The 19,549-nt window shown below is 44.2% G+C and carries 16 protein-coding genes, 1 rRNA gene and 1 riboswitch; of the genes, 10 read left to right on the top strand and 7 right to left on the bottom strand.

The features are described 5' to 3' along the window. The first annotated feature begins 114 nt into the window (after positions 1–114). A riboswitch (TPP riboswitch) is annotated at positions 115–220 on the top strand. Between the two features lie 59 nt (positions 221–279). From OMP94_RS08870 to pnuC, 3 genes are read left to right on the top strand one after another with little or no spacing between them, the layout of a single operon-like run. Beyond that, positions 280–2,442: a TonB-dependent receptor gene (locus OMP94_RS08870; protein ID WP_266277917.1), complete on the top strand. Its 2,163-nt coding sequence runs from the start codon at positions 280–282 to the stop codon at positions 2,440–2,442. Between the two features lie 9 nt (positions 2,443–2,451). Beyond that, the gene (locus OMP94_RS08875) at positions 2,452–2,712 is read left to right on the top strand and encodes a YkoF family thiamine/hydroxymethylpyrimidine-binding protein (RefSeq protein ID WP_266277918.1); all 261 of its coding nucleotides are present in this window, start codon (positions 2,452–2,454) and stop codon (positions 2,710–2,712) included. Continuing rightward, positions 2,709–3,326: a nicotinamide riboside transporter PnuC gene (gene pnuC / locus OMP94_RS08880; RefSeq protein ID WP_266277919.1), complete on the top strand. Its 618-nt coding sequence runs from the start codon at positions 2,709–2,711 to the stop codon at positions 3,324–3,326. Before OMP94_RS08875 ends, pnuC begins: the two co-directional genes overlap by 4 nt. Here pnuC and OMP94_RS08885 read toward each other — a convergent pair. The 3 genes from OMP94_RS08885 to mtnA are packed head-to-tail and all read right to left on the bottom strand — an operon-like array spanning position 3,323 to position 5,935. Further along, complete coding sequence (locus tag OMP94_RS08885; protein WP_266277920.1) at positions 3,323–4,198, bottom strand: hypothetical protein; 876 nt, start codon at positions 4,196–4,198, stop codon at positions 3,323–3,325. The two genes, pnuC and OMP94_RS08885, sit on opposite strands and share 4 nt — an antisense overlap. Continuing rightward, positions 4,198–4,872: an SDR family oxidoreductase gene (locus OMP94_RS08890; protein ID WP_266277921.1), complete on the bottom strand. Its 675-nt coding sequence runs from the start codon at positions 4,870–4,872 to the stop codon at positions 4,198–4,200. The genes OMP94_RS08885 and OMP94_RS08890 overlap by 1 nt, the downstream gene beginning before the upstream one ends. A 10-nt stretch (positions 4,873–4,882) precedes the next feature. Then, positions 4,883–5,935, bottom strand: a complete 1,053-nt coding sequence (gene mtnA, locus OMP94_RS08895; RefSeq protein ID WP_266277922.1) for an S-methyl-5-thioribose-1-phosphate isomerase — start codon at positions 5,933–5,935, stop codon at positions 4,883–4,885. 37 nt (positions 5,936–5,972) lie between these two features. Between mtnA and OMP94_RS08900 the strand changes: the two genes are divergently transcribed. From OMP94_RS08900 to hpnC, 5 genes are read left to right on the top strand one after another with little or no spacing between them, the layout of a single operon-like run. Beyond that, positions 5,973–7,292, top strand: a complete 1,320-nt coding sequence (locus OMP94_RS08900; RefSeq protein WP_266277923.1) for a TRZ/ATZ family hydrolase — start codon at positions 5,973–5,975, stop codon at positions 7,290–7,292. Further along, complete coding sequence (gene ubiG / locus OMP94_RS08905; RefSeq protein ID WP_266277924.1) at positions 7,289–7,990, top strand: bifunctional 2-polyprenyl-6-hydroxyphenol methylase/3-demethylubiquinol 3-O-methyltransferase UbiG; 702 nt, start codon at positions 7,289–7,291, stop codon at positions 7,988–7,990. Before OMP94_RS08900 ends, ubiG begins: the two co-directional genes overlap by 4 nt. After that, the gene (locus tag OMP94_RS08910; RefSeq protein ID WP_266277925.1) at positions 7,990–8,649 is read left to right on the top strand and encodes an HAD-IA family hydrolase; all 660 of its coding nucleotides are present in this window, start codon (positions 7,990–7,992) and stop codon (positions 8,647–8,649) included. Before ubiG ends, OMP94_RS08910 begins: the two co-directional genes overlap by 1 nt. Next, on the top strand, positions 8,640–9,929 hold the full coding sequence (locus tag OMP94_RS08915; protein WP_266277926.1) for a DNA recombination protein RmuC: 1,290 nt from the start codon (positions 8,640–8,642) through the stop codon (positions 9,927–9,929). The genes OMP94_RS08910 and OMP94_RS08915 overlap by 10 nt, the downstream gene beginning before the upstream one ends. Further along, entirely contained in the window at positions 9,913–10,812 is a 900-nt protein-coding gene (gene hpnC, locus OMP94_RS08920; RefSeq protein WP_266277927.1) for a squalene synthase HpnC, read from the top strand. Before OMP94_RS08915 ends, hpnC begins: the two co-directional genes overlap by 17 nt. On the opposite strand, the gene OMP94_RS08925 is transcribed toward hpnC, so the two are convergent. Further along, on the bottom strand, positions 10,797–13,142 hold the full coding sequence (locus OMP94_RS08925; RefSeq protein WP_266277928.1) for a fatty acid cis/trans isomerase: 2,346 nt from the start codon (positions 13,140–13,142) through the stop codon (positions 10,797–10,799). The genes hpnC and OMP94_RS08925 overlap by 16 nt on opposite strands. A gap of 417 nt (positions 13,143–13,559) precedes the next feature. On the opposite strand from OMP94_RS08925, the gene OMP94_RS08930 reads away from it, so the two are divergent. Continuing rightward, a complete protein-coding gene (locus tag OMP94_RS08930) occupies positions 13,560–14,903 on the top strand; it encodes a hypothetical protein (protein ID WP_266277929.1) in 1,344 nt (447 codons plus the stop codon). Positions 14,904–15,034: 131 nt separating this feature from the next. Further along, entirely contained in the window at positions 15,035–16,606 is a 1,572-nt protein-coding gene (locus OMP94_RS08935) for a BCCT family transporter (RefSeq protein WP_266277930.1), read from the top strand. A 71-nt stretch (positions 16,607–16,677) separates the two neighbouring features. Here the strand turns inward: OMP94_RS08935 and OMP94_RS08940 are convergent, their stop codons facing one another. The 3 genes from OMP94_RS08940 to rrf all read right to left on the bottom strand — a co-directional run. Further along, positions 16,678–17,421, bottom strand: coding sequence for a 3'-5' exonuclease (locus tag OMP94_RS08940; RefSeq protein WP_266277931.1), 744 nt, complete (start codon positions 17,419–17,421; stop codon positions 16,678–16,680). Continuing rightward, the gene (locus tag OMP94_RS08945; protein WP_266277932.1) at positions 17,418–19,304 is read right to left on the bottom strand and encodes a DUF294 nucleotidyltransferase-like domain-containing protein; all 1,887 of its coding nucleotides are present in this window, start codon (positions 19,302–19,304) and stop codon (positions 17,418–17,420) included. Before OMP94_RS08945 ends, OMP94_RS08940 begins: the two co-directional genes overlap by 4 nt. Positions 19,305–19,448: 144 nt before the next feature. Beyond that, positions 19,449–19,549, bottom strand: a 5S ribosomal RNA gene (rrf, locus tag OMP94_RS08950); the annotation flags it as partial.

The raw sequence follows: 19,549 nt of genomic DNA on the forward strand, positions 1-19,549 counted from the left end.
CACAGTAACACCATTGTCCCGATAACAGGTATCTAACAGTCAACAAAGTGCCATAAAACTGTACAAAAAATAGGCAAATCAATCAGTTTTCTGTATATTCGCCCGTCTTAGCAAATTAAAGCCTCGGGGTGGTCGAAAGGCCTGAGATTCACCAAATGGTGAAGACCCGATGAACCTGATCCGGGTAATTCCGGCGTAGGGACAGGCGGCAACACCTGCTTGCGATCTCACGCAAAGACTGTGATCCCCCTGTCCTTTTTGAACTTAAAAAGGATAGTCATGAAACCCAACTTGCTTTCACTCACTATTGCCAGCGTACTTTTTTCTGGCCCAGCGATAGCTGAAGTGACGCCTGAATCATTACCAACACTGTTAGTAAATGCTGACTTTCGACCAGCAGAAGCCCAAGATATTCCGGTTAGCTTAACGACCTTTGACGATGAAATTATCGAGTCTCGCGGCGCCCAACACATTGAAGATCTGCTCAATCTAGCGCCTAACGTAAATATCTCAAGCGGTGCATCTCGAGGCCAATACTTCCAAATTCGTGGTATTGGTGAGCGAAGTGAGTTTAAAGCGCCACTAAACCCCTCTGTTGGTCTTTATATTGATGGGATTGACTTCAGCCGTACTGGCGGTGCAGCAACCTTATTTGATATTGAACAAGTTGAAGTATTAAGAGGCCCTCAGGGCACACTTTATGGTGCCAATGGTATGGCAGGTACGATTAACCTAAAAAGCAAAGAAGCCACCGAAGACTTTGACTTACGTTTTGAGTCTACATTAGCTGATTATGATACTAGAGCTGTTGGTATTGCTGTTGGCGGACCGATCGTTAAGGATCGCTTACTTGGTCGAATTTCTGTTTATCAAAATAATTCTGATGGCTACATGGATAACGATTTTCTCAATCGTGACAATACGCAGAATCGTGATGAATTGACCACTCGTGCGCATTTGAAATGGTTAGCGACTAGTGATTTAACTATTGATCTAAATTTACTGCACTTAAATATCGACAATGGCTACGACGCATTTACCTTTGATAACAGCCGAAATAGCCTTTCCGATCAGCCAGGTGAAGATAGCCAACATACAAATGCCTTATCTTTAAAAGCGGATTACCGTGTTAATGATGCGGTGCAGTTACAGTCAAATATGACTTATTCAAAGTCTGATCTTGTCTATAGCTACGATGATGATTGGTCATATAAATCTCAGTTTCCATTAGCACCAGAATGTGTGGACGCTGACGACGACAATGATCCTTATACCTGCCCATACAGTGGCTTTGATGAGTATAAACGTGAACGTGAAAATTACTCGTTTGAGCTTCGTGCCTTATCGAATGAAAATGGTCGAATCTTTGCCGATACAACTGATTGGACCATTGGCTTCTATATCGCCGATCAGCGCCAAGATTTAAAGAGAACTTACTTCGCTAATGATATTGAAAGCCCTGCTTTTACCCCTTACAAAGAAAGCAATACCTATGAGACCTTAAACACAGCCATTTATGGTCAACTTGATACTGCAATCACGCAAAAACTGACTTTAATTACAGGTCTGCGTGCTGAGTACTGGACGGCTGATTATGACGCATCTAATAACATTTCTGATGACCCAAATGAAATGATGTACGGCGGTAAAGTTGGTTTGAAATATCAATTTAACGATGATCACCTCGCCTTTACGACATTATCTCGAGGCTACAAAGCAGGTGGTATTAACGTTGATCCCAGAGTCATTGAAAGTAATCGCTCATTTGAGTCTGAGTACCTTTGGAATCTAGAGGCTGGTTTGAAATCATTTTGGCTTGATGGTGATTTAATAACATCATTAACCGCTTTCTATACCTTACGTAAAGACGCACAAATTAAGAGTTCACTCCAAGTACCAAGAGATGGTGGTGGCACTGACTTTATCGACTACTTTGTTAATGCTGAGAAAGTATCAAATGTTGGTATCGAAGCTGAGCTCGACTGGTTGGTAAATAATAATGTGCGGTTATTTGCATCATTAGGTCTTCTTGATGCGACCTTGAATGATTATGAAAATCCTGAGTTGCTAGATGAAGGTATCACCCTGAGTGGTCGTCGAATCGCACATGCACCGTCTTACCAATTTAGCTTAGGCGGCGATTATTACATTACTAATAATTGGACATTAAGCGCTAACGTTGAGGGTAAAGACGAGTTTTACTTTTCAAACAGTCACAATGCCAAGTCGGGCTCTTACGCGCTGGTCAATGCCAGTCTGCAATATGCACGTAATAACTGGAAGTTCACGTTATGGGGTCGAAACTTGTTCGATAAAGATTACTACACACGTGGTTTCTTTTGGGGTATTGACCCTAGTGCTGGTGAAGGCTACGAAGATAGAAAATATGTTCAACTAGGTGACCCACGTGTTATCGGTATGACTGTCTCTTACGACTACTAAGGACAAAACATGAGAATCTCTGTTGATATCAGCCTTTACCCGCTGACGGAACAATATGTTGAGCCCATTTTGACCTTTATCGACAAGTTAGAAGCAAACCCTGCTTTAGTCGTTAAACGTAACTCACTCAGCACCCAAATTTTTGGTGAATACGCTGATGTGATGGCTGCCATGGATAGCGAAATTGAGGCAATATTTGCTGTCATGCCACACAGTGCATTTGTACTGAAATTAGTCGGTACCGATCGCGCAGATGTTGTTGATAAATGAGTGATAACAGTTGGTTTGAGGTCGTTATAAACGGCCTCATGCAAATGAGTGGCTGGGAAGTTTTTGCTGCCAGCCTCGGCATTGCTTACATCTTGTTAGCCGGTCGAGAATCACAATGGTGCTGGCCGATGGCGTTTGTCAGTACTTGTATTTACACCGTACTGTTCTGGCAACACCAGTTACCAATGCAGGCGCTGCTCAATATTTACTACATTGGTATGGCTGTTTATGGTTTTGTATTGTGGCGCCGCCACGAAACCAACGTCGCCGAATTATATATTCATCGTTGGCCTTGGCATTACCATGTCGCTTACCTTCTCACAGGATCAACACTAACGGTATTGGCTGGATTTTATTTATCCGCCTACGACACTCAGTATCCATTTTTAGATGCTGGTGTAATGGTGTTTTCTGTCATGAATACGGTTTTGATGGCGAGAAAAGTCATCGAAAACTGGCTGTATTGGCAGGTTATCAATTCTGCTGCCATTGTCTTATACGCCCTGACTGGTTTCTACGCGACCGTTGTGATGTATAGCATTTACCTATTTTTAGCGATGGTCGGTTTCATCAAATGGCGTCAGCTTTTAAACACGCAATCCAAACCAAATTAAAAATAAGTTGGCCTGTCTAACCAGGCCTGACAATCTGTTTCACCAAAGACAAACATCAAAAAAAGTAACAAACGATATGCTGTTCGCACTTGAGATAAGTCGGGCAGCGTATGACTTTCGCTGTATTTATCACTAAATATTTGAGCTTGTTCTTGGGTTAACAATAACTCAATAAGTACCAGTTCTAACTCACGGGGTGCGATAACAAAGGCATCCAAATCAACGAGCGCTGATAGCTGCCCATCTTCACTTAAAAACTGGTCCCATCTTAAGTCCAACATGACTGGCACTAAGCTATCAGGTTGAATATCTGCTGCTTGTTTTAATGCACTGCCCAAAATAAGCGGGGGAACATCGAGTTCATGATGGCCGGCAAGATGAGATAGGGTTTGCCGTAAACGTGCCGACCATTGCTCAGCATTAAATGCGGGCTTAAGCAGCGCCCCCCATTGTGCTGAGCTATGTTGATGCAGTTGTGCCACATGCTCAGCCAGTGCCAGCACATTTTGTTTAGTGATATTGTCTGCCGTCAGCATACTGCCTGCCACTTGTCGACAAAGAATAAAGTCATGATGGCTGACCAGACACTCTGGAATAACGAGTGGGCTCACACTACTCAGAAATCGCTGTACCTCAGCGGTTTCCGCCAACGATGCCGGAAAGTTGAGCGCAAATAAACGATTCACGCCCTGCCAAAAAACTGAGGCCCTTATCGTCGTTTTATCAGCGACTTTCAAAAACAATGGCCCAACTGTGGTTTCACAAAACCACAGTTGATGACTACTGTCTTCAAATTGGGCGGCTACCGCCTTGGCAGGCTTTACAAGTGGCGGCAGATTTCTTTGCTGATGATGTGTCAGCGCAGGGTACATTACCAAGGCAATATGTCACCATTCATATGCCAAAACGTACCGGTATTTTCGAGGTTTAATGCTGACATGCGAGCGAGCAAACCACTTGCTGATTCATCAGGGTCAACTAAACCACCATGTCCTGTCATATCGGTGCGCACCCAGCCCGGATGCAAAACTGCCACCGCAATGCCTTTATCTTTCAAGTCGATTGATAGGGATTTACCGGCAGCATTTAATGCCGCTTTCGACATGCGGTAAGCGTAACTACCACCTGAATCATTATCCGCAACCGAGCCCATACGACTGGTAATTAACCCGACCTTACTACCGCTATCTAAATGTTTTAATAAAGCTTGTGTCGTAAGCAGTGGCCCAAGGCTATTTACCTCATACATACGTTTAAAGCTTTCTACAGTGTTGGCATCAATATCTGGCAAACCAAGACCACCCGCAATACCTGCATTATTAATCAGCCAGTCAATTTTGCGATTACCCAACTTATCTGACAGATTTTGCAGGCTCACCGGATCACTGACTTCAACATCTTCAATGATTTCAACACCCAACTCATTAAGTTCGGGCGAGCGGTGACGACACGTAGCAATCACCTCAAAGCCACGCTGCTGTAACTGCCGACATAATTCCAAACCAATTCCACGGTTACTTCCGGTCACTAATGCTGTTTGTGCCATCTCGCTCTCCTTATTTGTTTATTTTTAGATTGCCCATTGTATCGACTGAAGGTGACAAGACAACGCCTGATTCCGTTACGATGGCTGTAATAAGTTCAGCCGGTGTAACATCAAATGCCGGATTACTAACGTTAACCCCCTCTGGTGCAACTTGTTTGTCCCCGATATGTGTAACTTCCGAAGCAGGTCTTTGTTCGATAGGAATTTCACTACCCTGTTCACATTGCCAATCTATCGTTGATAACGGTGCGGCCACCATAAACTTTACACCGTGATATTTAGCGAGCACGGCCAGTGCATAAGTGCCAATTTTATTGGCAACATCACCATTAGCCGCAATACGATCAGCGCCAACAATGATCCAGTCTATTTTGCCCTCTGCCATCAAACTGGCTGCGGCAACATCCGCTTGCAAAGTACATGGAATGTTTTCCTGTAACAGCTCCCAAGCTGTCAGCCGCGCACCTTGTAACCAAGGTCTCGTTTCATCTACATAAACATGGCTAATTTTGCCATCAATATTCCCTTGGCGAATCACGCCAAGCGCCGTGCCAAAACCGCCCGTTGCTAATGCCCCAGCATTACAGTGGGTTAATACTTTGGCGTTTTCATTTAATAAATCAGCCCCTAATTTACCCATTGCGTGGTTGGCCGCAATATCTGATTCGTGAATGCATTTTGCAGCTTCAAGTAATGCGGCTTCGGGATTTTCATCGGTTGGTAATTGCTGATAAACCGCCGTCATTTGCTCAATAGCCCAGAGTAAATTCACGGCTGTTGGTCTGGCATTTTTCAAGACGAGCAAGTATTCACTTATTGTTTCTTGCCATTTTTTATTGGATATTTGCCAAGATTGCCGTGCTGCCAATACCACCGCATAAGCAGCCGTGACACCAATAGCGGGTGCTCCACGAACGACCATTGATTTGATAGCCTCGGCAACTTCTAAGCAGTCTTGATATTCCAACCAAACGATTTCTGACGGTAGCCGTCGTTGGTCAAGTAACCATAAGCTTTGCTGCTGCCAGCGAATTGGCTCCACGGTTTTGCTTGTGCTTACCACTGTGTTCTCCTGCTTTTGCCAGTTATAATCGGTCACTATGAAAAAAATCGACCTGCTGATTTATGCCCGTTGGTGTTTGCCGATGACAGCGGAGCAAACTATCTATGAAAATTATGCCATTGCTGTTCACGAAGGCATCATTGTAGCGCTGCTTCCTCAAGCTGAGGCAAGCCAGCAATATACTGCTACCCAGATCCATGAGTTAACGGATCATATCGTGATGCCGGGCTTAATCAATAATCATGGTCATTCGGCAATGACCTTATTCCGTGGTCTAGCGGATGATTTGCCACTAATGCGTTGGCTCAATGATCATATCTGGCCAGCAGAACAAAAATTTGTCGGTGATGCATTTGTTGAAGCAGGTTCTGCCTTAGCTATTGCTGAAATGATTCGAGGCGGTACCACGACGTTCAGTGATATGTATTTTTATCCGGAGGCAACAGCACGCGTTGTTGACCGCAGTGGTATTCGTGCCAGTTTAGGCATGGTGGTTATCGACTTCCCGACCAGTTGGGCAAGTGATGTAAATGAGTACTTACACAAAGGTCAGGCCTTACATGATAAGTATCGCCATCACCCGCGCATCACAAGTACCTATGCTCCACATGCACCGTATACGGTTTCGAATAAAACCTTAGAACAAATCATTGTGAATGCAGAGGAGTTAGATGTCCCCATTCAAATGCATATCCATGAAACGGCTAGCGAAATAAACACAAGTATTGAAGAATTTGGTGAGCGGCCATTATCTCGACTCAAGCAGTTAGGTCTACTCTCTCCGCGTTTGAATGCGGTGCATATGACACAGCTAACACCAGAAGAAATCGAGGACTGCGCGCAAGCGGGTGTTCACATCGCACACTGTCCCGAGTCTAATTTGAAATTAGCTAGTGGTTTTTGTCCTGTGGCAGCGCTCAACAAAAGTGGTGTGAATATCACCATTGGTACTGATGGTGCAGCTTCAAATAACGACTTAGATATGTTTGCAGAAATGCGCCAAGCTGCTTTGCTAGCTAAGGCGGTTGCCGGCGACCCAAGTGTTGTGCCTGCCTACCAAGCCTTACAAATGGCAACAATTAATGCTGCTACCGCCCTAGGTTTAGATCAGGTCACAGGCTCACTCGAAACAGGCAAAGCCGCTGATATTATCGCGGTCAAAACCAGCGACTTAGAAACTCAGCCTATTTATGACATTGCTTCGCAGCTGGTTTACGCCACGAGTCGCGATAAAGTCACTGATGTCTGGGTTGCAGGTAAACACTTATTAAAAAATCGTCAGCTCACTACGCTCGACAGTCACAAAATCATCGCTGATGCTCAACAATGGGCCAGCCAAATCAAGGCAAATGCATGACACACCAAAATGTAGATCCAGCAGAAGTTGCGAAATTTGATGCACTGGCTGATAGCTGGTGGGATCCACAAGGCCAATCCAAGCCATTACATGAAATTAACCCGCACCGACTGCAATTTATTCGTGAACGCACTAATGTAGAAGGTGCCAACATGATTGATGTTGGTTGTGGTGGCGGTATTTTGACTGAGTCTTTAGCACTCAGTGGTGCCAAAATGACTGGCATTGATATGGGCCAGCAAGCATTGGAAATCGCCCAGTTACATGCATTGGAAGCTGGTTTAAAAATAGACTATCAACATACTACTGCTGAAGCGATGGCCGCCGAACATGCGGGTGAGTTTGATGCCGTCACTTGTATGGAAATGTTAGAGCATGTACCTGACCCACAAGCCATCATTGAGGCCTGTGCCAGTCTTGTGAAGCCCGGTGGTGATGTCTACTTTTCAACGTTAAACCGCCACCCTAAAGCTTGGTTGTTAGCCATTGTTGGCGCCGAGTACATTGCCAACATGCTGCCTAAAGGCACGCATGACTACGCGCGTTTTATCAAGCCATCAGAGTTATCAAAAGCCTGTCGTCAAGCAGGCTTATCGGTCAATGCGATTGCCGGTATTAGCTATAACCCACTCAGCCGACAATATTCGTTGACCAAAGATGTCGATGTAAATTATCTGCTGCACTGTCGGCGGTTGTAATGGTTATTTCTCCTTTTAATGTGGTGTTATTTGATCTTGATGGCACCTTAGTCGATACCGCGCCCGATTTAGGCTTTGCGCTTAATACATTGCTTCAAGAAGAAGGTCGTGCACCGCTGGATCATGCTCTGATCCGTCCGGTCGCGAGTAATGGTAGTGCTGGTCTTATTAATCTTGGTTTTGGCATTAGCAAAGATCAGCCTGAATATCCCGCATTACAGCAGCGATTTTTACGTTTATATGCCGATAATATCAGTCGTGAATCGGCTTTGTTTATCGGTATGCAGCAAGTATTGGAAACACTGACAGCACATCAAATCCGCTGGGGGGTGGTTACCAATAAACCTGCATTTTTAACCGATCCATTGATGCAACAACTTGGCCTTACCGAGCAAGCCGCCTGTATCGTCAGCGGTGACACCACGGTATATAGCAAACCCCATCCAGCACCAATTCATCATGCCTGTGAGTTGTTATCGATTTCACCTGCTGATTGCATCTATATCGGTGATGCACAGCGTGACATTGAAGCCGCTAAAAATGCCCATATGCGTTCTGTTATCGCGAGATATGGTTACATCCAACACGATGAAGATATCGATAGCTGGCAAGCTGACTGCATCATCAATCACCCACTGGAGATTTTGCAGTGGATTTAATCATTAATTTTTTGGCTACAAATCAATACTTATTACTGACGCTGGTTGCTGGGATCCTGATTGGTATCTTTATCGGCACTTTGCTTCGAAATAACAAAGTGCGTCAGTTACAAGCCGACAACAACACCTTGTCGATGAAGCTGGATTGGGAACAGCAACACAAAGCCGAGTTAGATGAGATTTTGGACCATACCCGCGATCAGCTGGCCAATACCTTTAACCAGTTATCTAATGAAGCTTTAGCCCACAACAACAAGACTTTTTTAAACCTCGCAGAAGAAAACCTAAAACGGTTCCAAAGTGAGGCCAAAGCAGAGTTAGGCACCAAAGAAAAAGCCATTGAACAACTTCTTAAACCCATCAATGAAGCTTTACAAAATACCAGCAAACAAATCCACGAAATTGAAAAAGAGCGTAAAGAAAGTTACGGTAATTTAAGTGCCACCATTGCTCAGATGACCCAAAGCCAGCAACAGCTGCAACTAGAAACCCAGAACTTAGTTCAAGCATTACGTCGCCCAGAAGTGCGTGGCCAATGGGGTGAAATGACTTTACGTCGGCTCGCTGAAATCAGTGGAATGGTCGCGCATTGTGATTTTGATGAACAGACTCACACTCAAACGGATAATGGCAGTATTCGTCCGGACATGATCGTTCATCTACCGGAAAATCGCGATATTGTTGTGGATGCCAAAACGCCTCTAGATGCTTACTTATCTGCCATTCAGGCAAAAGATGATTCAACACGTAAAGCCGAATTAAAACGCCATGCACAGGTGATTCGTAATCGCGTTCGAGAATTATCACGCAAAAACTACTGGGCAGAATACAGTCAGTCACCTGAGTTTGTGGTGCTGTTTATTCCCGGCGAGCAATTTCTTTCGGCAGCTTTAGAAGTTGATCCGGCGTTGCTAGAAGATAGCATGAGCCAAAACATTATCTTGGCAACACCTACCAACTTTATCGCCCTACTTCGTGCAGTTTCCTATGGCTGGAAACAGCAGAAACTCGCAGAAAATGCCGAAGTGATTCGTGAGTTGGGTGAGACCTTGTATAAACGATTAGCCACTTTTGGCGGACACTTAAGTAAGTTAGGTAACAGCCTAGGTCAAAGTGTGAATCACTTTAATAGTGCCGTAGGTTCGTTAGAGCGTAATGTATTACCTGGCGCTCGCAAATTCACTGAAATGGGCATCAGCGTCAAAAGTGAGATAGACGATCTTCCGCCTATCGAACAACAACCTCGACAAGTACAAAATAACAGTGACTCAGACGAATAGTGCCGAGATAAACCAGGCATACGCTTGGTGTTTACAACTAGCACAATCTCACTACGAAAACTTTCCGGTTGCTTCGGTATTATTACCAGCCAAATTACGTCGGCCTATTGCGGCGATATATGCTTTTGCACGAACCGCTGATGACTTTGCAGATGAAGGGGATGCCCCAGCATCGGAGCGAATAGCCAAACTCAATGCTTATAGCCAGATCTTACAGCAAATCGCTAGCAAGCGATATGAAGGTAAAGATCCGGTTTTTATTGCAGTTGCCGATTGTGTCGAGCGTTTTCAGCTCCCCATTCAGCTTTTTGAGGATTTATTGATTGCCTTTCGCCAAGATGTTACCAAAACTCGTTATGAGGACTTTACGACGGTGTTGGAATATTGCCGCTATTCAGCAAACCCAGTTGGGCGATTGATATTACATCTTCAGGGAACACCGACTGAACAACAACTTAAACAATCTGATGCTATCTGTAGCAGCTTACAGTTAATCAATTTCTTTCAAGATGTCGTTCAAGATTTAACCGAACAAAACCGTATCTACCTGCCACAGGATCTGCTCCAAAATGCTGGTTTAAACGATCAAAATTTACTGAAAGCAAGCAGCCAACAAATCGCGCCGGTATTAAAAACCTTGTATAGAAAAACAGCTGAGCTCATGGCGTCGGGCATTCCGCTAGGTGCCAGCATTAATGGCCGCCTCGGGTGGGAAATACGAGCCATGACTTTAGGTGGTCTAAAAACATTAGACAAACTGCAGCAACAGCCTGATGAGGCGATGTTAAGTCGGCCACGTTTAGCACGCAGAGAATTACTTTTACTTCTGCTGAACTCAGCTAAAAAATCGACCTACCTAAAAACAGCCTACAAATTCACGTAACGATTAGCATCAAAGATGCCTGCTTCTAAAGGCTGCTGTTCTCTCTGCCAAGCTGTAAAATCATGGAAGATTTGCCAGAAATCTGGACTCGTTCTGCGAACACCCCAGCGAATCACAATGTCTTCAAAAGCGGATTCGTCTTCAGCCTTAGCTAACTGACTGACAAAGTCTGGTAAATCTGCAGCTGGAACATCGAAGATGAAATTAGGGTAACTACCGGCAATACCTGGATAAATGCTCAAAGTGTCCTTTTCTGGTTGATGTCTTAACGACTCACCGAACAAGAAGGCAACATTACTGTGAGCTCTATTTCGCAATAGTGAGTACATGCTTCGATCTGACTCACCATAACTTACGCGTAAAAATGTTAGCTCTGGAAGATAGCTTAGTCCGGCTAAATCCTCACGCGTTAACCCCGAAATACTGGCTAACTGTTGATCAGACTGCTGAATCCAATCGTCCTGATCTGGCCGGAAACAATCATTACCATTACAACGATTTAAAGGATCATCTCCCATCGCATTTACCGCCGCGAACGTTTCCAATAATCTGCCCGCAAACTCTTGCTTTGGCATATGCGTCGAAAAATCTTCGGTAGTAGGCGTTTCTTCATCAAGCTTGGCATAAGAGATATGGGTTTTTATTGCGCCAATTCCCTCATACCAACTATCTAAAATATCGCCTCTTGTCTCATGTGGCATCAATCTTAAGAAATTATGTTCAGCACCATTTCGAATCAAATCGAAATACAAACGGGTTTGTAACTGGTGTGCCAGGTTGCCATAGACATCAAAGTTAACAACTAACTCGTAATAACTGCGTTCGAAAATTGGGTAATCCATCCACCAAATAGTTTGTGGCACTTTACCAACGAGCCCTTTTAAAACGCTGGCACTGTCAAAATGACGAAATACCGTTAATAACGCATTGGGATTGTGACCATCTCCATCCCAAACAGAACTCAGTGATGCCCACTCTGGCGCATGCTGGCGATAGGCGGCATATCGTTTATCTTGGTAGGCGTTGCGTTTATCACGATATTTATCCCAATTACCGCCGGCTTCAAGCAAGTCATCATTTTGCCCAGGTAAACCGAGTAAGGGCGAAACTTCATCCTGATATTTTTGGTTGGTGATATACAGATCTCTATCAGGATCTTGGTACATCACCCAAAAATTATCGCGAATAACATCAGTCGCTATTTGCCCACGACAAACAGGTCCACGGATAAAGGTTCGTGTGAAGTATTCAGCATGATCCAACATAAATTGATAACGCGCTTTTGCTGGAATCGCAGAAAAAGTCATAAATGGATTTGCTCTATCCGCATAGGCATAACCTGGCAATGTATCCACTGACCATTCATCACTGTAAAACAATGTTTCGATTCGGTTTTGTAACGTTTCACCAAATTGAAAAGTGATATGGCGCTTATGGACAATACTGCCGGTGATGGGTCTTAGTCGGTAGTAGAAATCACTTTCTGGATCATCATTTGGTAGCCTTGTTTGCACAGGCTTGATTGGTTCTCCAGGCGGTGTTGTTGATCTTAATAGTTCAAAAAACTGCGGTCTGAGTGAAGCAGTTTCAAAATATAAATGAGCAAGAAACAAGTGTTCATATAGCCATCTTGCAACTAACTGTCGGCGTTTATCTGGGACATTCAAATAAGCTTCCCACTCCTCAAGCATCGCCTGATCATCAGCACTTAATGCCTTATTTGGGCTATCAACTGCTGCGCCCTGCTCTAACCACCCCATCATTAGTGCATATTCTTGGTCTGTTAAACCAGACACGGCCATTGGCATCCCTTCAAGTGGATGTTTCTTAGCATATTCGTGAAAGTTATCCGGTGTTGGACATTGATTTTGCCGCTTAGTACCGATCGCTAGTTCTGATGGCAGTTTGCTATTACTTTCAAAGGGATATTGTTTGGCCAATGTCAGCATATTGGCCATCAGTGCGGGTTCATCTCGGTAGGCATGAAGCACCGAATAAAAGTCTAATGCTCGCCACTCAGACTCAGAGTGGGCATCAATCCCCAAACGACTTGGCATTTGGGCTTCTGTTCGTGTGCCGTTATACACTTCACGGATGTTGGCACCACGTACAATCCCATCTGATGATTCCATTTTTAACTGACAAGGCGCATCAAAACAGGCATGACAAGCAATACATTTTGTTTCGACAATTGGCCGAATATCTTCATCAAATGAAACAGAACGAGTTTCTGCTTTCGGCACTGGAACAGCATCAGGCACGGGATAATCAGCATCACTACACGCACTGAAAAACAGTACCGCAAACATCAAGTAAATAAATTTAGGCATACGCTATTGTCGCACAGGTATTACGTCACACACCTTACAGATATATAGGTCTTTTTATTGACCAATGCTTGTCTGCTATTCAAGTATTTATGCCGCAAATCAAGCGATAGGTTTTATCTAAATAAATTCAGTCACTTATAAAAATTCACAAACATAAAACACCATTAAATTTCGCCAGTCTATTTTGACTGATTTGTGACTTAAAACAGCAACTCGATAACAGGTAGGAACTTGCCTATTTATAACCAGCAGTTCACCGGCTGCATTTTGCATCATCACTTCATTATGCTAGGTTAAAAATAGGTTTTTAAATTTCCTTAGAAAAATCCGCAACATAACACTTTCAAATCGCCGTTCTGATTTCAGAATGTGATGTAAGAACATCAAACAAAATAACCATAATAAAGGCACGGTAACATGCCCAAAGATACTTTTTTTTCTGCATTTTTACGCCTGAGTTTAATCATAATTTTCTCAGCCCCTCTCTCAGTTGCTAACGCTCAAGATGTTGAATCATTACAGCGTAAAGTCCAGCAATTAGAACAAGAGTTACAAGCCGCTCAACAAGCACTTGTGGATGCCGAAAATCAAAGGGATACCGCACTGAGTCAAGTTGACCAAGCAGAAGAAAAGTTAGCAGCGCTCAACAGCAAAGACGAAGGGATTACCTTTGGGCCACTCAAAGTTGGCGGTGCTATTCGGGCAAATTACGCCATTGGTGATTACCCAGAAAGTGGCAATGGAGCGGCTAGTCGAGCAGTAGAAGACGGCGGTGACTTTAGCCTAGATACATTCCGAGTTAACCTCGACTATCAACAAGGTAAATGGTTGGGTAAGGTCGAATATCGTTGGTATCCGGGCTATAACTTTTTACATACTGGCTGGGTCGGCTATCAGTTTAACGAAGACCGTCAATTACAAGTGGGCGTCAATCGCGTACCGTTTGGCCCTGGACCATACGGCGTATCGCAAAGTTGGTTATTTGATCAGCACTATTACTTAGGGCTCTCTGATGACATGGATCTGGGTGTTAAATTTACCCAGCAATTTGGCAATTTACAGCTTGATACTGCTTATTACCTGACCGACGAAGGTGGCTATAAAGGTGCCAGCAAAGACAGTGCTCGTTACTCCTACGATGTCGTCAATGAAAGCGGCGATGGCTATGAAGAAAAGAATCAGTTTAACGTTCGGGCTATCTATACTTTCGAGGGTGAAACGGTAGAAACGGCATTAGGTCTGTCTCTTCAATATAGCGAGCTTGCCAGCAAAGGCATTCAAAAGGACGGTGATCACCACGCTGCATCAGTACACATGGTGAATAAATGGAACAACTTCACCCTCGCATCACAGCTTACTTATTACGATTACAACGTATCTGCGTTACAACCACTTGGAACTGACAAACTGGTACAGATGGGGGCTTACGACTTCCCAAGTACAGCTGCTGCTGAAGCTTGGATACCGGCGATATCCCTGAGTTATTACCAACAAACTGACAATATTTCTTGGCTGGATTATGTCATTCCGTACATTGAATACAGCTCTATTGTTAAAGCCGAATCTGAGTTTAATGACAGCCAACTTGCCACACTGGGTGCAGCCTTCGGTTATGGCAATTGGTATATCTACACCGATTGGGCTTATAGCACTGGGAATGAATTTGTCGGTGGTGATACCACCTTTGGTGACCGCTTAGGTGCAAATGCAGAGGACGACTGGGAGTCGCGCTTTAACATTAACTTCGGTTACTACTTTTAGAATTTGTAATGTCACTGTCAGCTCATGATGTGGGATTAGATACTGACAAAAAGTAATGCAAATGACTTGGTCTGTTTGACCATTAAATACCTGAGAAACCGGCATTAGATCGGGTATAAAGAGGGAGAGAAATGAACGAAAAACAAGATAAGTACAGTATTGAAAGTACTGATTACTCTGTAGGACAAGACAACTTCACCAAATGGGGGCTGGATATCCACAATCCTGTTTTCGGGATAAGCGCTGGCCTTATCATGGTCTTTTTAATTGCGACACTCATTAGCGATCCCAAAGCCGCCAAAGACCTTTTGGATGGCATTAAGTGGGATATTATCAGTAATTTCGATGCCTTATTCATGTGGGCTGGCAATATTTTTGTCCTGTTCTGTCTTGCATTGATTTTCACTCCGTTTGGCAAAATCCGCTTAGGCGGTGAAGATGCCGTACCTGAGCATTCTATGATTTCTTGGTTGGCGATGCTTTTTGCTGCAGGAATGGGTATTGGACTCATGTTCTGGGGCGTAGCTGAACCTGTCGCCTACATGACTGGTTGGTATGAAACGCCTCTAGGTGTTGAGCCGAATACACCTGAAGCCGCACGTATGGCAATGGGGGCGACCATGTATCACTGGGGGCTACACCCTTGGGCAATATATGCTGTTGTTGCATTGTCTTTAGCCTTCTTTTTTTACAACAAAGGCTTACCACTCTCAATTCGTTCTGTCTTTTATCCTTTATTAGGTGATAGAGCATGGGGATGGCCTGGTCATATCATCGATATACTGGCTGTGCTGGCAACATTATTTGGCTTAGCAACCTCACTCGGCTTGGGGGCGCAGCAAGCAGCAGCAGGTATCAATCATGTGTTTGGCTATGATGGCGATACCGGCTTGCAACTCCTCGTAATTCTGGGTGTTACAGCTTTGGCTATCATATCGGTTATGCGTGGTCTAGAGGGCGGTGTAAAGCTGCTCAGTAACGTCAACATGATCATTGCCTTTGTATTACTGGCGTTCGTTGCCATGGTTGGTTTCGCAGTTGCCTTCGGCAATATACCGACAACAATTGGCTCTTACATCGAAAATATTATTCCACTAAGTAACCCGCATGGTCGTGAAGATGAAGCATGGTTTCAAGGCTGGACTGTGTTCTATTGGGCTTGGTGGATTTCCTGGTCACCTTTTGTCGGCATGTTTATCGCACGAGTCTCTAAAGGACGTACTGTTCGTGAGTTCATTACGGCAGTACTACTGATTCCAACAATGGTGACTGTAGTTTGGATGTCTATCTACGGCGGCATTGCGCTTGATCAGGTCGCTGCAGGTGTTGGTGCTTTGGGTGCTGATGGCCTTACCGAAGTACCACTGGCAATGTTCCAGATGTTTGAACAGTTGCCACTTGGCAGCTTGCTATCCATCACAGCAATTGTCTTAGTACTGGTATTTTTTATTACCTCATCTGACTCCGGCTCTTTAGTGATTGACAGTATCACTGCCGGCGGCAAAATTGATGCACCAGCACCACAACGTGTTTTTTGGGCAACGATAGAGGGTGCGATCGCCGCAGCACTGCTTTGGATTGGTGGCACAGAAGCCATTGAAGCGCTGCAAGCCGGTGCGATATCAACCGGCTTACCATTTACGATTGTATTGTTATTAATGTGTGTCAGTCTGGTGATGGGAATGAGTACCGAAAGACGCTAAGAGTTAGCATGTTCGATGACTATCAATAATCGCCGGATGTTTTTATGCATCCGGCGTTTTTTATGGATCGTTTATACCCATAATTCGCTCACCGGCGTGCTCGGTGAGAAGTAATGCGAGATTTGAGCCTGCAGTAATTCAGCAGTAGCAATTGCATCTGTTAAGGCGTGGTGAGCTTGGTAGTGTGGAAGCTGATACCGTTTTCGACAATCCCCTAACCGTAAAGAAGGTAAGCCACGATTTAGTATGCGCCCCATAACGGTTTTCTGTTTATTTCGTATACGATTTTCAATTTCCATCGTATCGATCACGGGAAAAGCGATACTTTCTTGGATCCGTGACATCAATGATTTGGCTAGAAACTCACGTTCAATCGGATAGTAATGCACAACGACCAGCCTTCCAGCCATAATTGTCAGGACTTCTTCCAAAATCTCATCAAGATCAGGAGCCGATCTAATATCAGAATGGGTAATGCCGTGAATCACAATGGAATCTTGCGCTAGCGCCGTTCTGGGTTTGACGACCCAATGCCCTGCTTCTCGACAATAAATACGTCGTAAAGAGAAAGGGACAATACCAATACTCACAATCTCATCTGTATCGGAGTTTAAGCCTGTTGTCTCAAAGTCCATTGCAACCATAGCTGTGTTGGCAATTTGAGCATCATCAGACATCACTCCGGCGCCATAAAACTGCTGTAGTCTCTCATCCTTGCTGGAAAAAGAAAGCTGCTCAAAGTATTCAGCCCATGACGTACCCGGTGGAGGATATTGGCTCTGGGATGCTATCTGATTTTTAACGGTATCAATCATTTCAACGACGCATTAGCGTTATAACGGTATTTCAAAAAGTTCTGTTCATTACTTACAACTTGAAAAGCCTCTTTCAAATTTCGGCGCTCAAATGAAGAAAGCTGATCAGGATGAATGTTGTTATTTGGTGTTTCACCATTTTCGATCTGCCAAGCCTGATGACGAATTCGCACCATTGAGATGTATTCGAACGCATCACTCAAATCACGTCCTTTACCTGGCGGTAAGACTTTGGCCTCGATGATGTCATCTAGCCGTTTGAATGAATTGATTGAGCGAGAGCCGACTGCCAACGCATGGACCCTAACAACATCTGACAATGGTGCTGTTCCTCGGCGCTTTATGTTAATTGAGTCTTTATGCTGACCGTCTTTTTCCATGACAAACCCTTTGAAGAACCCTAATGGCGGCGTTCGATTCAAGGCGTTTCGTGCAATACATGCCAGAAACTTCTGATTACCTTTAGTCTTACTGGTCACGAATCGATGAAGATCTTTTGCCCACTTGGTTTGACCCCAAACACCATCAAGATCAAAAAATATACTGCTGTTGAGTAATGCTTGAGGTTCGGGTTTATCTATCCAATTGGAGAAATGTGTTTTCCACTCTGATAGTGTTTTACGCCACTCAGGGTTAGTCGCCATAATACCTCCATCACAATAGATATAACCGCACTCTGCTAGACCATCTGAAACAAACCTGGAAAGTTTCTCAAAGTATTCCCCATGCTCCTCTTCGTTGTAGGCATCATCCAAAACCAGCGCGTTATCTTGATCGGTATATATAAGCTGTTCATCTCTCGCCATGGAACCCAGCGCAAGAAAACAGTAAGGGACTGGTGGTTTGCCAAACTCAGCTTCCGCCATTTCTAATAAGCGTTGTTTGAAGCTTCGTCCAATAACAGACATCGCACTGCCGATCATATGCGAATTGGCATCTTCTTTAACCATACGCACGAAAGCGGAAGGAACGTGCTTTGCAAGCTCAGCAAGTTCAGCTACGGACGGCTGAGAAAAAATACTACGGACCAGAAGTATGCTGCTCTGGGATTCATGACGAACGACATCCGATAATGCAATAACCCCAATAGGCTGATGACGGTGCATGATAGGGATATGGTGAATGTTATAACGCAACATGGTTAGTACGGCTTCAAACACGTACGTATTGTCATCCAGGGTAATTAAATCTTTCGTCATCACTTGAGAAACAGGTGTATCAAATGATAATCCTTCAGCCAATACACGCTTGCGCAGATCAGTATCAGTTATCATGCCGATAAGGTCAGATGAATAGCCATCCTCACGGTCTTTACGCTCATCAACAATTAATAATGATGAAACCCGTTCATCCGTCATGGTGATAGCTGCATCGCGTATAGAAATATCACCTTGAACTGTAATCAAATCCCGAAACAATAACGTATTAACTTTTACAGAAGTTAATGCACTATTTTCTTGCTGCTCAGTCAGTACTTTTCTAAGTGGTGACTGATCTTCCCCTTCGAAGTAATCAGCAAAAGACTCATATTTATCTACATAGTCGGTAAAGATAGGAAAAGGAATACAGTAGACGAGCGTGTCTTCAATCGCCTTTGTCGGGAATCGCACACGTTGATGCATGAGCAAGCCCATTTGTCCAAATATGTTTCCTTCATCAAGGCGGTTATGCAACTCGCCTGTGCGACGATAGGTTTCAACAACACCGCTTCGAATAACATAAAGATCATGAATTGCTTCACCAAAATTTAGTACATTGGTACCGGCTTGGTAGTAAGCAATTTCAACTTGCGTAGCGAGGTAATTAAGTGCCTGCTCAGGAAGGCCATCAAAAGGCGGATAACTAGCAAGAAAACCTGCAATCTCAATCTGTTCAGTCTGCATGAATTGGGACTCCCTGTGAGACATATGACTACCTTAACAGATGCAAGGTAACAATAATAAAGAGTCCAAGAGCATATCGGATAGTAGTTTTAACCAGGAAAAAAAAAGCCCGACTCGATTAGAGTCGGGCTTTTTAGTATTAAAGCCTGGCAGTGTCCTACTTTCACATGGGAACTCCCACACTATCATCGGCGCTGAGCTGTTTCACTTCTGTGTTCGGGATGGGAACAGGTGGGACCAACTCG

The sequence above is a fragment of the Methylophaga sp. OBS3 genome (assembly GCF_026319325.1).
Classification (GTDB): Bacteria; Pseudomonadota; Gammaproteobacteria; order Nitrosococcales; family Methylophagaceae; genus Methylophaga.

Bases quoted from the DNA above. Each gene is read 5' to 3' on its own strand.
- ubiG (WP_266277924.1), top strand. From the start codon at position 7,289: ATGACACACCAAAATGTAGATCCAGCAGAAGTTGCGAAATTTGATGCA.
- OMP94_RS08940 (WP_266277931.1), bottom strand. From the start codon at position 17,421: ATGATTGATACCGTTAAAAATCAGATAGCATCCCAGAGCCAATATCCT.
- OMP94_RS08890 (WP_266277921.1), bottom strand. From the start codon at position 4,872: ATGGCACAAACAGCATTAGTGACCGGAAGTAACCGTGGAATTGGTTTG.
- OMP94_RS08935 (WP_266277930.1), top strand. From the start codon at position 15,035: ATGAACGAAAAACAAGATAAGTACAGTATTGAAAGTACTGATTACTCT.
- OMP94_RS08925 (WP_266277928.1), bottom strand. From the start codon at position 13,142: ATGCCTAAATTTATTTACTTGATGTTTGCGGTACTGTTTTTCAGTGCG.
- OMP94_RS08885 (WP_266277920.1), bottom strand. From the start codon at position 4,198: ATGTACCCTGCGCTGACACATCATCAGCAAAGAAATCTGCCGCCACTT.
- pnuC (WP_266277919.1), top strand. From the start codon at position 2,709: ATGAGTGATAACAGTTGGTTTGAGGTCGTTATAAACGGCCTCATGCAA.
- OMP94_RS08870 (WP_266277917.1), top strand. From the start codon at position 280: ATGAAACCCAACTTGCTTTCACTCACTATTGCCAGCGTACTTTTTTCT.
- OMP94_RS08900 (WP_266277923.1), top strand. From the start codon at position 5,973: ATGAAAAAAATCGACCTGCTGATTTATGCCCGTTGGTGTTTGCCGATG.
- OMP94_RS08930 (WP_266277929.1), top strand. From the start codon at position 13,560: ATGCCCAAAGATACTTTTTTTTCTGCATTTTTACGCCTGAGTTTAATC.
- OMP94_RS08875 (WP_266277918.1), top strand. From the start codon at position 2,452: ATGAGAATCTCTGTTGATATCAGCCTTTACCCGCTGACGGAACAATAT.
- OMP94_RS08910 (WP_266277925.1), top strand. From the start codon at position 7,990: ATGGTTATTTCTCCTTTTAATGTGGTGTTATTTGATCTTGATGGCACC.
- OMP94_RS08945 (WP_266277932.1), bottom strand. From the start codon at position 19,304: ATGCAGACTGAACAGATTGAGATTGCAGGTTTTCTTGCTAGTTATCCG.